The 16,758-nt window shown below is 45.0% G+C and carries 13 protein-coding genes; all 13 read right to left on the bottom strand.

Translation table 11 applies throughout. From position 1 onward, the window contains the following. Nucleotides 1-101: 101 nt before the first annotated feature. The 13 genes from ACO1B7_RS08570 to ACO1B7_RS08510 all read right to left on the bottom strand — a co-directional run bounded on the left by ACO1B7_RS08570 (nucleotide 102) and on the right by ACO1B7_RS08510 (nucleotide 16,622). Nucleotides 102-662, bottom strand: coding sequence for a TPM domain-containing protein (locus ACO1B7_RS08570; RefSeq protein ID WP_423090048.1), 561 nt, complete (start codon nucleotides 660-662; stop codon nucleotides 102-104). Then, nucleotides 656-1,711, bottom strand: coding sequence for a TPM domain-containing protein (locus ACO1B7_RS08565; protein ID WP_423090047.1), 1,056 nt, complete (start codon nucleotides 1,709-1,711; stop codon nucleotides 656-658). Before ACO1B7_RS08565 ends, ACO1B7_RS08570 begins: the two co-directional genes overlap by 7 nt. A gap of 30 nt (nucleotides 1,712-1,741) precedes the next feature. Next, nucleotides 1,742-2,332, bottom strand: a complete 591-nt coding sequence (locus tag ACO1B7_RS08560) for a LemA family protein (RefSeq protein ID WP_423090046.1) — start codon at nucleotides 2,330-2,332, stop codon at nucleotides 1,742-1,744. A 184-nt stretch (nucleotides 2,333-2,516) separates the two neighbouring features. Continuing rightward, nucleotides 2,517-3,938, bottom strand: a complete 1,422-nt coding sequence (locus ACO1B7_RS08555) for an FAD-dependent oxidoreductase (RefSeq protein WP_144723610.1) — start codon at nucleotides 3,936-3,938, stop codon at nucleotides 2,517-2,519. A gap of 72 nt (nucleotides 3,939-4,010) precedes the next feature. After that, nucleotides 4,011-8,486 (bottom strand): glutamate synthase large subunit, encoded by a 4,476-nt coding sequence (gltB, locus tag ACO1B7_RS08550; protein WP_423090308.1) that lies wholly within the window; start codon nucleotides 8,484-8,486, stop codon nucleotides 4,011-4,013. A 449-nt stretch (nucleotides 8,487-8,935) separates the two neighbouring features. Then, on the bottom strand, nucleotides 8,936-9,814 hold the full coding sequence (locus ACO1B7_RS08545) for a hypothetical protein (RefSeq protein WP_423090045.1): 879 nt from the start codon (nucleotides 9,812-9,814) through the stop codon (nucleotides 8,936-8,938). 10 nt (nucleotides 9,815-9,824) lie between these two features. After that, entirely contained in the window at nucleotides 9,825-10,904 is a 1,080-nt protein-coding gene (aroB, locus tag ACO1B7_RS08540; protein ID WP_423090044.1) for a 3-dehydroquinate synthase, read from the bottom strand. Between the two features lie 28 nt (nucleotides 10,905-10,932). After that, complete coding sequence (gene aroK, locus ACO1B7_RS08535; RefSeq protein ID WP_005101380.1) at nucleotides 10,933-11,469, bottom strand: shikimate kinase AroK; 537 nt, start codon at nucleotides 11,467-11,469, stop codon at nucleotides 10,933-10,935. Between the two features lie 36 nt (nucleotides 11,470-11,505). Then, entirely contained in the window at nucleotides 11,506-13,674 is a 2,169-nt protein-coding gene (locus ACO1B7_RS08530; protein ID WP_423090043.1) for a type IV pilus secretin PilQ, read from the bottom strand. Nucleotides 13,675-13,691: 17 nt separating this feature from the next. After that, nucleotides 13,692-14,219 (bottom strand): pilus assembly protein PilP, encoded by a 528-nt coding sequence (locus ACO1B7_RS08525; RefSeq protein ID WP_005248368.1) that lies wholly within the window; start codon nucleotides 14,217-14,219, stop codon nucleotides 13,692-13,694. Then, nucleotides 14,219-14,929 (bottom strand): type IV pilus inner membrane component PilO, encoded by a 711-nt coding sequence (locus ACO1B7_RS08520; RefSeq protein WP_044109013.1) that lies wholly within the window; start codon nucleotides 14,927-14,929, stop codon nucleotides 14,219-14,221. The genes ACO1B7_RS08525 and ACO1B7_RS08520 overlap by 1 nt, the downstream gene beginning before the upstream one ends. Then, complete coding sequence (locus tag ACO1B7_RS08515) at nucleotides 14,926-15,564, bottom strand: PilN domain-containing protein (RefSeq protein ID WP_004281141.1); 639 nt, start codon at nucleotides 15,562-15,564, stop codon at nucleotides 14,926-14,928. The genes ACO1B7_RS08520 and ACO1B7_RS08515 overlap by 4 nt, the downstream gene beginning before the upstream one ends. Beyond that, entirely contained in the window at nucleotides 15,564-16,622 is a 1,059-nt protein-coding gene (locus tag ACO1B7_RS08510) for a pilus assembly protein PilM (protein ID WP_004644949.1), read from the bottom strand. The genes ACO1B7_RS08515 and ACO1B7_RS08510 overlap by 1 nt, the downstream gene beginning before the upstream one ends. Nucleotides 16,623-16,758 lie beyond the last annotated feature (136 nt).

Below are 16,758 nucleotides of genomic sequence, written 5' to 3'. Positions count from 1 at the left end.
AGAGAAAAAACAGCACTTTAAAAAAATATTTTTCAATTTGTTATTTTTAGGTTTCATTTTGTGTATATAACTGACAAAAATTGTCAATTAGTTAACTAAAGTCACCCTAGAATGATCGGTTTATTGCCCAATTCATTGTTTAAATCCTCCATTTTGCGATCATAGTAATGATCTAAAACCTGTCCAATCTGTTTCACCCCTGCAATGACACCTTCTTTAAACTGCTGCTGGACTAAATGCTGAATAATGTTTTGGCAGATTTCATCCCAGACTTGCTGGGTCGTCGCATCTTTTATTCCCCGATCAATCACAATTTCAACCTTGTGCTCACAAAGATTCAAATAGAGCAAGACACCACTGTTATATTCAGTATCCCAAACGCCAATTTCAGCAAATAACTGTCGGGCCCGACATAAGGTATCTTGATAATAGGCAGATCGTGAAGGCAGACAGCCTTCTATCACCACCTGAATCTCCCCCACATGTCCATGCTCGGCTTCTTCGACCGCCACTGCAATCGCATGCTGATCCTGCTTGGAGAAAAAGCGCTTGGTTGCAGGCATATAAAAGAAGTGCTTAAGCCAGCGCTTTAAACTTGGTTGAGCATGTTCTTCCAGCTTAGGCTGCGTGACTATATCTGTCGTATCTGTAGTTGTTACCATGAGCCTGATGCTCCTCCCCCGCCAAAACCTCCACCGCCACCGCCGAAGCCGCCGCCGCCAAAACCACCTCGACCGCTACCGCCGCCTCGACCGCCACCGGCTAAAAAGGCATGTAATATCAGCTGGGCTATAGAAGTTATCAATAAAAAGAAAATACCTGCACCAATCATCAGACTTGCAAGCAGCCCCATGCCATTTACCAGACCAGCAGCTGTTCCTGCAACTGCGGCAGTCGCAGCGCTCAGTTTTCTGCCGAAAATCATGGATCCCACTACACCTGCGACAATAATAAACAGCACACTACTGAATGTAGCCTTGCTGGCTTTTTGTGCCTGATAAGCCTGTTCCTGACGTTCTTTAAGCTCATCGGCCGCCTGTGCGGCAATTTCAGGATCTAGATTTAAAATCCGTTCAATTTCAGTCAGGCCTGCAGCAATTCCTTGAGCATACTGACCCTGTTTAAAATACGGCGTGATGGTGTCATGAATAATACGGCCTGCCACGATATCGGGCAGCACGCCTTCCAGCCCATAACCGGTCAAGATCTGAATACGTCGATCATTGATGGCTATGGTCATCAGCAAACCATTATCCCGTTTAGCCGAACCAAGCTGCCAGGCCTCAGCCACCCGCATGGAATAATCAAAAATATCTTCCTGGCCCGTCGTTGGCACAATCACTACACCAATCTGGCCTTTTCCTTCCTCATAGAGTTTCAGAATACGCTGACTGAGTTGCTGTTTTTCAGTGGCACTGAGTATATTGGCTTGGTCAATGATCGGTTCATTCAGACTTGGTAGGTCGCGCTGAAGCTGCCCTTCAGCCATATCATTGGCAATTTGTGGCTGTGATGCTGCTGCAGTTTCTGTTTCAGTTCCACTTTTTTGAGCTGGAGCATTTTGACCCGCTTTAGGCTGCAAAATTTCACGGGCCACGATCGCGTCTTCAGTATCCGTAGCCGTGGCTGTTTCTGCTGAGACAGGCGCTATTATCCCCATGCCCAATATGAGGAGCAAACCGGCACAGTATTTCAGCAGCATCTCAGGCATCTGATTCCTCGCTTATTTAAAGGTCAGTTATTATTCAAAGGAAACCGTTGGAACTTTCTGGGCACTTTGCTCAGCACTAAAGTTCGGCTTAGGCTCCATTCCGATCACTTTGGCAGTCATGACTTGCGGGAACTGACGTGCATAAGAGTTAAAGTCCTGAACCGTGGTAATGTAACGGTTACGGGCCACAGCAATCCGGTTTTCTGTGCCTTCCAGTTGTACCTGCAAATCACGGAACTGCTGATTGGCTTTCAGGTCCGGATAATTTTCAGTGACAGCCAAAAGACGTGACAGAGCACTGGTCATCTGCGCCTGTGCTTCCTGATAGCGCTGAAACAGTTCAGGATCTTCCAGTACTTCACGATCTACTTTCAGGCCGGCAACATTGGCACGTGCTTGGGTCACTTCCGTTAAAACCTGCTCTTCATGCGAGGCATAGCCTTTGACTACATTGACCAGATTAGGTACCAGATCGGCACGGCGCTGATACTGGTTCTGGACTTCCGACCAGGCTGCCGTTACTGCTTCATCTTTGACTTGCAAGGTATTATAGCCACAGCCACTCAGGGTCAAGGTACTGGCCAGCATCAAAGCTATGAGAGATTGTTTTAATACACGCATGATGTCTCGTCCTCAATTCTTTATTGATATTTATATAATTAATTTGATTTTAAACACTATTTTCTGAAGTTTTGTTACTTTTTATAATATTTTTAATGCTTTCCATTTTAGGGCTCAAACTCATCAAAGATTAAAAAACCCGTCGTGGCGGGTTTTTTGAATGATGACTATTGATCTTTAACGGTTAGACATCAAGGTAATCCAGGATACCTTCAGCTGCCTGACGGCCTTCCCAGATTGCGGTTACCACCAGATCAGAACCACGAACCATATCACCACCAGCAAAGATTTTTGGATTCGAAGTCTGGAATTTGTATTGTTGCTGCTCAGCGGCAACGACTCGACCTGAACCATCCAGATTGATTTCTACATCGGTGAACCAGTCTGCTGGACTGGTACGGAAACCAAAAGCCAGCAGAACTGCATCCGCCGGCAGAATTTCTTCTGAACCCGGAATCGGCTCTGGACTCCGGCGACCGCGGCTGTCCGGCTCACCCAGCTGAGTAGTAATAAATTTCACACCGGTCACTTTACCATTTTCACCAACAACTTCGATCGGCTGACGGTTAAACTGAAAACTCACCCCTTCTTCACGTGCATTTTGCACTTCACGGCGTGAACCCGGCATATTTTCTTCATCACGACGGTAAGCACAAACTACCGATTCAGCACCTTGACGAATTGAGGTACGGTTACAGTCCATCGCTGTATCACCACCGCCTAAAACGATGACTTTCTTGCCTTCAACACTGATATATTCAGACGGATCTTTTTCCCAGCCCTGACAACGATTGACATTCGCAATCAGGAAATCCAGTGCATCGTAAACACCATCCAGATCTTCACCGGCAAAACCACCTTTCATATAAGTATAGGTGCCCATACCCATAAAGACCGCATCATAATCAGAAAGTAGCTGGTCGATGGTCACATCTGTACCAATCTCAGTGTTCAGACGGAATTCAACCCCCATGCCCGTGAAAATTTCACGGCGGCGTTTCATCACGTCTTTTTCCATTTTGAATTCTGGAATACCAAACGTTAAAAGACCACCAATTTCCGGACGCTTGTCAAACACGACCGGTTTTACGCCTGCACGTACCAAAATATCGGCACAGCCAAGACCCGCAGGGCCCGCACCAATGATGGCAACTTTTTTGTCTGTCCATTTCACATTGGACATATCTGGACGCCACCCCAATGCAAAGGCAGTGTCGTTGATATATTTTTCGGCATTCCCGATCGTCACTGCACCGAAACCGTCGTTGAGGGTACACGCCCCTTCACACAGACGGTCTTGCGGACAGACACGACCACAGACTTCTGGCAAGGTATTGGTCTGGTGACACAGTTCAGCCGCCTGGAACAGACGTCCTTCAGACACCAGTTTCAACCAGTTAGGAATATAGTTATGTACCGGACATTTCCATTCACAATACGGATTACCACAACCTAGGCAGCGATGCGTCTGGTTGGCTGCAATTTCCGCGGTATAAGGCTTATAAATTTCCACAAATTCTGCTTTGCGGACATCAATCTCTTTTTTCTCTGGATCTTGGCGTGCGACATCCAGGAATTGAAAGTCATTATTCAGGCGTTCTGCCATGTCTCTCTCCGTGGGTAGATGTAAGGAGTTCACAGTTGCCTTACATCTGCCTATGTTTCTGCAGTAGTGGAATTATTGTGGATCAGCTTGAGTGGTTTTTAACAGCGTTTGCAAGTTAGCTGCTTTTGGTTTTACCAACCAGAACTTGCGGCTGTAAAAGTCAAACTCATGGCGGATCTTGTACGCCCAAGCACTACCCGTTTCTTTAATATGTTCATCCAGAATACGACCCAGGAAGGCTTTATGCTCTTCCATCGCTTCGGTAGAAATACGGTTCAGCTCAATCAGCTCATGGTTATAATGATCAACGAAGTCATTATCCAGATCAAGCACATAAGCAAAACCACCAGTCATACCCGCACCGAAGTTATGCCCAACTTTACCCAGCACCGTAACAATACCGCCGGTCATATATTCACAGCAGTGATCGCCTGCACCTTCAATTACGGCAAATGCACCCGAGTTACGCACCGCGAAACGCTCGCCCGCTGTACCCGCTGCATATAACTTACCGCCAGTCGCACCGTACAAACAGGTATTACCAATAATCGCGGTATTTTGCGTCTGGAATGGCGAACCTTTTGGCGGGAAGATCGAGATACGACCACCTGCCATACCTTTACCAACATAGTCATTGGCATCGCCTTCCAAACTGATATGCAGACCACCGGCATTCCAGACACCCAGTGACTGACCCGCAGTACCATTCAGGTGAACTTTCACCGGATGGGCTTCCATGCTCAAGTTGCCATAGCGTTTCGCAATTTCACCAGACAGACGGGCACCAATCGAACGGTCACAGTTACCGATCGTGAAGCTATACTCACCGCCAGTTCCCGCTTCAATCGCAGGTAGAATCTCATCCACCATTTTCTCTGCCAGAATGCCTTTATCGAATGGTGCATTGCCCTGTACTTCGCAGTACTGTGCTTTACCTTCTGCAGCAGGATGCGACTCAAGCAATTTGCTTAAATCAAGATGTGCATGCTTTGCAGTTTCACCTGGAAGCACTTCAAGCAGATCCGTACGGCCAATCAGGTCTTTCAGACTCGATACACCAAGTGCTGCCAGCCATTCACGGGTTTCTTCAGCAATAAAAGTGAAGAAGTTGATCAGCATTTGTGGCTCGCCAATATAATGCTCTTGACGTAAATGGTCTTGCTGGGTTGCCACACCGGTTGCACAGTTATTCAAGTGGCAGATACGCAGGTATTTACAACCCAAGGCAATCATTGGGGTTGAACCAAAGCCGAAGCTTTCTGCACCCAGAATTGCTGCTTTGACAACATCCAGACCGGTTTTTAAACCGCCATCTGTCTGTACGCGAACTTTACCACGCAGGTCATTCACACGAAGGGCCTGATGTGCCTCAGAAAGACCCAGTTCCCACGGTGAACCTGCATGATGAATTGAAGAAAGTGGAGAAGCCGCTGTCCCGCCATCATAACCAGAAATGGTAATGAAATCGGCATACGCTTTCGCTACACCTGCCGCAATCGTACCGACACCCGGTTCAGAAACCAGCTTAACTGACACCATCGCCTGTGGGTTAACCTGTTTTAAATCAAAGATCAACTGTGATAAATCTTCAATTGAATAGATGTCATGATGCGGAGGTGGCGAAATCAGGGTAACGCCCGGCACAGAGTAACGTAAACGGGCAATGAGACCATTCACTTTACCACCCGGCAACTGACCACCTTCACCTGGTTTTGCACCTTGCGCGACTTTAATCTGGAGAACTTCTGCTGATGTTAAATAAGCAGGCGTTACACCAAAACGGCCCGATGCAATTTGTTTGATTTTCGAGTTACGGATAGTGCCGTAACGCGCTGGATCTTCACCGCCCTCACCCGAGTTTGAACGACCGCCAATCGTATTCATGGCAATCGCAATCGCTTCGTGCGCTTCAGGCGACAATGCACCCAAAGACATGCCGGCAGAGTCAAAGCGAGGTAGGATCTCTTCCACAGATTCCACTTGTTCGACTGGAATCGAGTTGTCTGTTTTCAGTTTAAATAAGTCACGGATCGTTGCGATCGGACGGTTGTTCACCAGTTCTGCATATTCTTTAAAGTCAGCATAATTACCAGAACGTACTGCTTTATGCAGTGAGTTGATCACGTCCGGGTTGAATGCATGGTATTCCTTACCGAATACAAATTTCAGCAAGCCACCTTGATCGATTGGTTTACGGTTTTTCCACGCGATATCCGCCAACTGTTTCTGGTCATTTTCAAGATCAGCGAATGTTGCACCCTGAATACGGCTTGGCACACCAACGAAGCACTTGTTCACCACTTCATTAGATAAACCAACGGCTTCAAATAACTGACCACCACGGTAAGAAGCAACCGTTGAAATACCCATCTTAGACAGGACCTTCAGCAAGCCTTTTTCAATCCCTTTACGGAAATTGTTTTGTGCATACACTGGATCACCGAGTAACTCACCCTTAGCGACCAGATCATTGATCACGTCATAAGCCAGGTACGGGTAGATGGCTGTCGCACCAAAACCAAGTAACACTGCGAACTGATGTGGATCACGGGCAAAACCGGTTTCAATAATCAAGTTGGCATCTGTACGTAGACCAGTATTGATCAGGTAATGATGCACTGCACCAGTAATCATGAAAGCATTGGCAGGCAAGTAACCTTCACGGATTTTCTTGTCGGAAAGCACCAGTAGGGTTTTGCCATCACGAATGGCTTGTGCAGATTCTTCACAGATACGTGCAATCGCTGCTTCCAGACCTTCGGTTTCAGCATAGTTCAGGTCGATATCTACAATTTCATAACCGACACGACCCAGGGTACGGATCTGATGCATTTTCGAATTAGACAGTACAGGGCTGGAAATGATCAGGCGGTCTGCATGTTCAGGCCCTTGCTCAAAGACGTTTTGTTCACGACCTAAACAGGTTTCCAGTGACATCACAATCGATTCACGTAACGGATCGATTGGCGGGTTGGTCACTTGTGCAAACTGCTGGCGGAAATAATCCGACACATGACGCACCTGACGTGACAATACCGCCATTGGGGTATCATCACCCATTGAGCCTACAGCTTCCTGACCGCTTTCAGCAATCGGACGCAACAACTGGTCACGCTCTTCAAAGGTCACCATGAACATTTTTTGTGCCGCTTTCAGGCCATTGCCTTTTAAGCCTTGATCACATAAATATTCTTCCAGCTCTGGACTACCTTGCAAACGCACAGAATTTTCACGTAACCATTCACGGTATGGACGCATACGTTTCAGATGATTATTGACATCTTGCGTATCCAGTACCTTGCCAGTCTGCGTGTCGATGACCAGCATCTGGCCTGGGCCGACACGGCCTTTAGAAATCACATCTTCAGGTTGGTAACCCCATACGCCAATTTCAGAAGCCAGCGTGATATAACCATTTTTGGTAATCACCCAACGCGCAGGACGCAGACCGTTACGATCCAGCATACAGATCGCATGTCGGCCATCCTGAATCACCAGACCAGCCGGGCCATCCCAAGCTTCCATATGTTTTGAGTTGAATTCATAGAAAGCACGCAGATCAGCATCTAAGGTTTCCACATTTTGCCAAGCAGGCGGAACCAGCATACGGAGTGCACGGAACAGATCCATGCCGCCACCCACCAGAATCTCCAGCATGTTGTCCAGGCTTGAAGAATCTGAACCGGTACGGTTCACAATTGGATTCAGTTCAGTTAAACCTGGCAATAATGGATTTTCAAATTTCGGCACACGCGCCATGGCCCAGTTACGATTCGCAGTAATGGTATTGATTTCACCATTGTGCGCCAGGTAACGGAACGGTTGTGCCAAAGGCCAGCGAGGCAAGGTATTGGTCGAGAAGCGCTGATGGAAGACCACGATATGCGATTCCAAACGTGGATCAGCCAGATCTGTATAAAAATCTGCAATCGCTTCCGGCATCATCAAGCCTTTATAGCTGATCACCGTTGAGCACAAAGTAGTGACATAGAAAGACGTATCATTCACCAACAGTTGTTCTGCACGACGGCGTGCCAGGAATAACTTACGGTTAAATTCAACCTCAGTCACACCCATTGGACAGTTAACAATAATCTGTTCAAATGCCGGCATCGATTGCAATGCAATTTCACCCAATGCATCGACATTGGTCGGAATCACGCGCCAAGCCAAAACGATTAAACCTTCAGCTTCAATCTCTTTGTTTAAAACCTGTTTGGCATGTGCAGCAAGTGCCGGATCAAGATTTAGAAACACCGACCCCACAGCAAACACTTCACTTAAAGTGGTATCACTTAAGCGTTTTGCTTCTTCACGGAAAAATTTCTTCGGCATCGCCAAGAGCAAGCCACAACCATCCCCGGTTTTGCCATCCGCGGCAATACCACCACGATGGGTCATACAACTCAAACTATGAATCGCGGTCTTGACGAGATCATGGCTAGCATCACCCTGCATATGGGCGATCAAACCGAAACCACAGTTATCTTTAAACTCATCCGGTTGGTATAAACCTTGAGCGGGAGCTACATTGTTAGGCGATGGCATGTGCATAGCGTACCCTTCTTTCACGAAGCCTCAACAGGCTGTTAAACAATCTAAATTTTTCTCTGCGCTGGCGTCTAATGGACTTTCGAAGACCGTCTTGGTAGAGCAAAAGCATTTTTCTTTATTTCTTCAGACTAGTCCTTTTTTAGACTAAATGCATAACAAATAAAGTTTATTCTGCTCATGAATAACATAAAAATCTGGAATAAATATGACATTCATACGGTGTCATCGAATCATTTTTCGCGCTAAAACAGGGAGATTAATTCAATTCATGCACCAATAAAGCAAATTCCATGCCAACAAACAGCGCATAAATTAAAACAATACAGATGACAAAGATTTAGCGCAGAACAGCACTCTAAGGATTAATTTTAATGTGCATTTTTTGCACCAAAAGCGCCCATTTTTAATTCTGTAATTTTTTAGATGCGCTATTTTAGATCGTACTAATTAAATGGATCACTAATCTCGTTATTTTGAGGACGCGGATTACTGCCCTGAGCAGGTCGATTATTGTTATTTTGTGGTTGAGGTGTACCTTCTACAGCACTTTCAGATTTCTGTACATCGACCACATTTCCCGATGAATCACGGCGCACAATTGTGGTACTGGTAGTCGCAGCATCAGAGCTACGCGGCTTGGACTCAGTTTGGGTTTGCTGCTGTCTAAGTCGTACCGATTCATCTAGTTTCGGCAAAGGCACATTTTTCAAACGAATTTCGTAAAGCTTTTGATTACTGGCCAATTCCTCTGAACCCAGATTATTGACCAGACTGACATATTGCTGCATTGCTACAACTTCAGGCTTGACTGAAGCCGGTAAATTTAACTTCAGTGTAGAGAGTGCCTGATTGGCTTGTGACGCAGTCTTATATTGGCCATATAACAATACATATTGTTCTGGCTGATTTTCACCCGAGATTCTTAAATAAATAAAAGGTTTACGATCGGACTGTTTTTTAAGAAAACTTTTTAAAATTGCTTCATTGGTCACACGAAATAATTCAATTGCGTGCTGGTTTTTCGCTTCATTGACAAATTTGGTACCGCGAAATTCCGGCTCATGACTGGCATTCACGACGGTACGCGTATTTAGATCCAGTGGTTTCACTTCCTGAAAAAGTGCACCAAGATGGGTCATTGTTGCTACTTTTTCCGGTTGAATCTGCAACTGAACTTCAGTTTCAGGCTTTTTTTCAATTTCAATGACATCATCTGAATCAGTCACTGCCCAAAAGACTAAGGCAGCAAATAGGCAGCATATACCACAGACCAGCCAGAAATAATGCTGAATCTTTTGCCAAGGAGTATGTAATGCTGCCATAAAACTAAACCTATGCCTGATTGGCTAAAATTGCCTGTTTCATTAACTCGAGATCAAAGTCTCGTGTAATCACTGCTTTGCCTAACTGCTTTAATAACACCAGACGCAATTGTCCATTCAAGACTTTTTTGTCATGGGCCATATAGGCCAGAAAATCATCCAGAGGGATTTTAGGACAAACCACAGGAAGTTTGGCACGAGAAATGATTTTTTTTGTACGTTCTAAATCTTCTTGAGAAATCCAGCCCATACGCTGTGACAGATCCACAGCCATCACCATACCGGTGGCAACAGCCTCACCATGTAGCCAGACACCATATCCCATGTAAGATTCAATCGCATGACCAAAGGTATGACCTAAATTGAGTAAAGCACGTTCCCCTTGCTCCTTCTCATCATTGGCTACGATCCGTGCCTTATGCGCACAGGAACGATAAACGGCTTCAGCCAATAATTTCTCATCACGAGCGACCAGAGCATCCATATTCTCTTCAAGCCAGACTAAAAATTTTTCATCACCGAGTAGGGCATATTTAATCACTTCAGCTAAACCTGCTGAAAGCTCTCGATCAGGCAAAGTAGAAAGCTGCGACATATCCGCCAGCACTACCTGCGGCTGCTGGAAAGCACCAATCATGTTTTTACCCAATGGATGATTAATCCCGGTTTTACCACCCACACTTGAATCTACTTGCGACAGCAAGGTCGTCGGTACCTGAATAAAATACACTCCGCGCTGGAAACAAGCCGAGGCAAACCCCGCCATATCTCCAATCACACCACCACCCAGCGCAAGCACAGTACAGTCCCGGTTAAACCCGGCTTCAAGCAGTGCATCAAAAATCAGGTTCAGATGCTGGCTATCCTTATATTTTTCACCATCAGGCAGAATGCAGGTCGCAACACGTTTGTCTAGAGCCTCAATCGCCGTTTGATAACGCTGCAAATAAAGTGGTGCAACCGTAGTATTGCTCACAATCATTACTTGCTTGCCATGAATATAGGGTGCCAATAAGGCCTGTGGATCCAGATCGCTCCCGATAAAAATAGGGTAACGACGTTCTCCGAGTTCTACATATAAGGTTTGCATGCTTGATTAACCACTTTATTCAATGAACTTAGTTTTTAGAAGTAATGAGATTGAGAATCCGTTGCGCCAGATCTCGTGCAGCACCCTGATTGGTCTCAATAATATGATGCGCCACTTCCCGATACAAGGGATCACGGACTGCCAATAAATCCCGTAACTTTTGTTCCGGATTTTCGACTTGGAGGAGGGGACGGTTTTTATCGCGATAGGTACGTTGCAGTTGAATTTCAACCGGCGTATAGAGATAGACAACAATTCCGCGCTGTTTCAGATAATCCCGATTTAAGGTCTGAGTAATGGCCCCACCACCAGTGGCTAAAACCAGATGGGGACGTGAGGTAAGGTCATTAATGACAGCAGTTTCACGGTCACGAAACCCCTGCTCCCCTTCTTTTTCAAAAATCCAGGGAATGGTCGCTCCTGTTTTACGTTCAATTTCATGATCACTGTCTAGAAATTCACGTCCTAACAATTCTGCGAGATGTCGTCCTACTGTTGTTTTACCGGCCCCCATCGGCCCTACCAAATAAATATTTGGTAGGGTTTCAAACTCTTTGCTTGGCAAGGAGTCACCTATTCGTTTTGTTAAATTCAAAATATATTAATGATTTCTTGAAACACTGTCATTAACAATTCGAGGTGTAACGAAAATCAGTAGCTCACGTTTATTATCCGACTTTAAATCTTTACGGAATAAACGTCCTACATAAGGAATATCCCCCAGGAAAGGTACCTTAGTTTGTGCATTACGGGTTTCTTGCTCAAAAATACCGCCTAGAACCACGGTTTCGCCATTGTCCACCAAGACATTGGTAGTGATCTGGTTTTTGTTAATAGTGAGCTGTCCAGTCGGTGTCGGGTTCCCTGGTGAGTCACTGGTAATATTGAGTTCCATCTGTACTTTACCATCTGGGGTAATGCTTGGCGTGACATCCAGACTTAAAGTCGCATCAATAAATGCTGTAGTCGACACGGCATTAGTACCCCCGCCTTCAGCAGATTGATACGGAATTTGAGAACCAGAGGCAACAGTTGCTTTCTGCTTGTCTGCAGTCAGTACTTTAGGGGTAGAAATCACCTCACCATAGCCATCTGCCTGAAGTGCAGAAAGCTCAAGATCCAGCATAAAATCAGAAAGGCTGATCAAACCAAAGGCAATACGACTGGCACCTGGACTGGTTACCCCCAAATCCACATTTAAGTTATCTGGTCTTTGAATATCGTAGGTCCAGCGACCTGTTTCACTATCTAGTTCTGGCTCTCTAAGATCCCATAACGTCGTGTCACTACCACCGACCAGAAGATTATTATTGTTGGTAATTCCTTGAGACAGAATCCCCCACTTCACTCCCATTTCTTTGGTGAAGTCCGTGGTAGCTCGCACAATACGTGCTTCAACCATTACCTGCTTTACCTGTACATCCAGTAAGTCTACCATATTACGGATTTTATCAATAAAAGGCTGGGTATCATTCACAATAATAGTATTGGTTCGTGCATCAATAGACACAGAGCCACGTGAACTCAATAAGCTTTCTCTCTCATCATTATTTGTAGTGTTACTCGAACTACCTGAACTAGATGCGCCTTTATTCTGCGTAATCAGTTTCTCAATATCAGCGGCTTTGGCATAACTGAGCTGCATATATTCCGTTTGGATAGGCGCAAGTGCAACACTCTGCTTAATCGCCTTAGCTTCTTCCTCTTCAGCCTTTATCAGCTCTGTAACTGGTGCGATCCAGATCACATTGCCATTGCGCCGTTTATCCAGATTTTTGGTTTTCAGCACAATATCCAGCGCCTGATCCCAAGGTACCTCTTTCAAGCGCAAAGTAATATTGCCTTGTACACTGTCTGCGGCCACCATATTAATATCAGTGAAGTCAGCTAAAAGCTGTAAAACACGACGGACTTCGATATCCTGGAAATCTAAGGAAATTTTCTTGCCAGTATACGCCACAGTTTTAGGACGTAATGGGCTCTTAGCTTCCGGACGTTTCAAGCTGATGGTCAGCTTGTTATCAGTCTGATAAGCCATATATTCATAACTTTCCGCAGACTGAATCGTAATGACTCCTGAACCATTTTGATTCACAGCATCCACACTTGATACCGGAGTCGCAAAATCAGTCACATTAAGACGGCGGGTCAAATGAGCCGGAATCTTGGAACCTAAAGTGCGCACAATAACCTTGGTACCCTGCTGCTGTACATCAACAGGAGTATTATTCCCTAATAGATCAATAACGACCTGGCCTTCACCTTGCGCACCGCGCTGGAAACCAATATTGCTAATCCCCTGAGCTGACTGTTGCTGCACAGGTTGAGCTATGGCTACAGGAGTTGCCGAATTAATTTTAAGAATAAAAGTATTGCCTTCTACTCGAGTGGTAAAGGCACCTGCATCTGTCAGATTAACCGTCAAACGGGCACGCTGTGCATCCGAAGTGACCTCCACTGAACTGGCTTCACGCGTTGCGACCGGAATTTTGCTTTGTTTTAAATTCTGTTGGGCCTTGTCAAAGTCCAGAATCAAACGTGACGGTGATTCTAATTGGTAGGCTTGTGGTTGTGGTGGCAAACCATTGAACATCACCCGAATCTCAGTTCCTTGTCCAGGAAGCTGCATGGGTACTACATTGGTCATTGAAACCTGCGCACTGGCCGCTTGCATCACTGCAATCGCAACAGCACCCATGGAAAACTGACGAAACACACGATTCATTGTATTAACATCCCCAAAAATAAATTCTTTAATACTCTTATTCATTGTTATTCCTTTAAAACTCATGGCGCCGGCCCGATAAGAACCAGACTTCGCGGACGTTCCACATATCCTTCACGGCCATCTGGAATAATCTCAATCAAATCGATCTGTGTTGGTGTAATTCCAACCACACGACCATGATTAAGTCCCATATAGCTACCACGTTGGATCCGCTCAACCTCACCATCAGGCGTCTGGATTAAAGCCAGAATCTGTCCTGCCTGATTGCGCATACTGCCTTTCATGGTCAACGTTTCGAGCGGATAACTTTCTAGCGGTTGCAGTTGACGTGATAGGTTTGGATAAACCCGTTTCCCCGCCATAATTTTCAGTTCAGCCGCCAGAGAGCTTGGTAAAAAAGGACTTTTAATCTGATGTGCTGCATAGCTGAAGGTTTCAACTGGCATAAAATCAGGAGCCGGTTCAATCGGCAAAGGCGGCTGATTACGAATATTGGCCATTTCCTGATTGACAGCATCAATGCGTGAATCGCATCCCAATAATAAAAACCCAAGTGTTAAAGCCGAAGTAATCTTAATGTTCTTCATTACTGCGCCCCCTGAGTAGTGCTATTAGCTGCAGCGCTTTCCGCATTACCGACATAACGATAAGTTTTGGCTTTCACCACATAATCAATGACCGGAATTTCAGATTTTTTCTCTTTGTTTTCAGTACCGGTAATGGTGAAATCATGCAGTGTGACAATACGCGACAAGCCGGCAATACTGCTGACAAAAGAACCAAAAGCGTGATAATCCCCAGTGGCTTCAATTGCAATCGGCTGTTCAATAAAGAATTCTTGTTTAATTTCAGGTTCCAGACGGATATTTTTAAACTTCAGGCCTGAATTCACACCGCTCAGGTTAATATCTTCAACCAGACCCGGAATCTCAGTTTCTTTCGGTAACTGTTCTAACTGCTGGTTAAAACGAGCTTCCATTTCCTGAAGCTGGATTTGATATTGTTGTAAGTTGCGTAATTTGGATTCTTTTTCACGGAATTCATTCAGCAGGTTTTGTTCCTGGGCACTGGCTTGTGAAATCGATTCAATTGTACTTCTGATCATGACAAAGTAAATCACTGCAAAGGCCAGTGCAACAATAAAAATCCAGCAGGTAATTTTGACTGATAAAGGCCAACTACCATAATTGTTTGGATCCAATGTATTGAATTGCTGAAAAAACTTTTCAACAGTCATTTTATTTTTGGGTACAGCGACGACATCCTGGCTGAACTCATCGAATTCCTCATTACTCATGATGATGCCCCCGTAGTTGTAGCGACTGCTTGTTGTTCTTCGTTAAGTACTGGCTGAGCGATCTGATCCAGATCTACCGTCACGGTAAAACTACCATAGGACTCTTCCACACGTGGAATAATAGAGCTCGGTGCCTTTTCTTTTGCTTCTTCAGCCACCAGGAAAGCGTTCATAAAGGCATTTCGATACCAAGATGAAGCCTCCAGATTACGGAGCAGTTCTGCTACTGTATTTGGACTCTCAGCCCGACCTTCAATGGTAAACTTATCGCCGATACGCTGGAATTTGGTGATATACATATTGCTTGGGGTCACCCGTACAATTTCATCAATCAAATGTACCGCAATCGGACGCTGAGTTTGTAGACCCTGAATCAGTTTCATCCGTTCAACAATCGCATTACGCTGCTCTTGCAAACCTTCAAGCGCCTTTAACTGCACATCCAGATTCTGGTTGGTACTTTGAATCAGCTGATTGGCCTGCTCCTGATCCTGAAGTTTGTGATCATAATAAAACCAGGTTGAACCTGCTGCCGCTAATCCCAAGAAAAGCGCCCCCACGCAGATTGCCACAAATTCATTATTTCTTTTAATTCTTAGCTCATCACGCCAAGGAAGTAAGTTAATTCTTGCCATTAATCAAAACTCCTTAATGCCAAACCGCATGCAACCATGAGTGATGACGCGTCATTTTCAATTTTTTTAATATCAATTTGAGGAGAAAAGCCCATTTGCAAAAATGGATTCGCGATCGTGACACGGTAACCGAGTTTTTGTTGTAATAATTTTGCCAGACCTGGAATATTGGCATTCCCGCCGGCCAGTAAAATATGGTCAATCTCATTAAACTGAGAAGATGAAAAGAAGAATTGTAATGAACGGGCTGCCTGTTGTACCACGGCATCCAAGAAGGGTTCTAGGACTTCAATATCATAATCATCAGGCAAGGCACGGGTTTTTTTAGCACGTCCAGCTTCTTCAAAGGATAATCCATAACGATTCTGAATTTCCTGAGTTAATTGCTTACCGCCAAACACCTGCTCACGAGTATAAATAATCTTGTTGTTCTGCATCACCGACAAGGTCGTCATACTATGACCAATGTCTAAGATACCAACCGTATTGACCCCCATCGGCAAAGTGTCCGAAAATACCTTAAAGGCATTTTCCAGCGCAAAACTTTCTACATCTGCAATCTTAGGCGTTAGACTGCTAATCTCTAAAACTTCAGAACGTGCTTCGACATTTTCGATCCGTGTCGCGACCAGCAGCACATTGACCCGGTTCGGATTGGAAAGGCGGTCTGGCAGAACTTCAAAGTCCAGACTCGCTTCATCGAGTGGAAAAGGAATATATTGTTCCGCATCTTCACGAATCTGAACTTCACGTTCATCATCCGACATGTCTGCATCCATCTCAATGATTTTGGTGATGACCATTGAAGTTGGAATCGCAAAAGCGGCCTGATTCGACTGGGTATTACCCAAATTAATTGCACGCCCAAGGGCATCAGCGACAGCTTCTGGGTTTAAGATGTTTTTTTCAACAACACTGTTTTCCGATAATGGGATCAAAGCATAGCTCTCTACCCAGTAACGGCCACTTTTTACAGAAAGTTCTAAAACCTTAACAGAAGTCGAACTAATATCGACTCCTATTAACCCCTTATTTGGTTTACGATATAACCTGCGCACAATATACTTCCTATTATTTTTTTGTCCCCAATTCAATCTAACTTACCAATTGGTCCAGTCTATAATTTTATATAGATACAATAACTCATCTAACAATATGGATATCGACAGGATATACTGACCGGTAATTAGTTCG

It is taken from the genome of Acinetobacter lwoffii (assembly GCF_049367455.1).
Lineage (GTDB): Bacteria > Pseudomonadota > Gammaproteobacteria > Pseudomonadales > Moraxellaceae > Acinetobacter > Acinetobacter lwoffii_W.
Note: the sequence above shows the minus strand (reverse complement) of the source record. Positions and strands in the feature narration are given on the sequence as shown.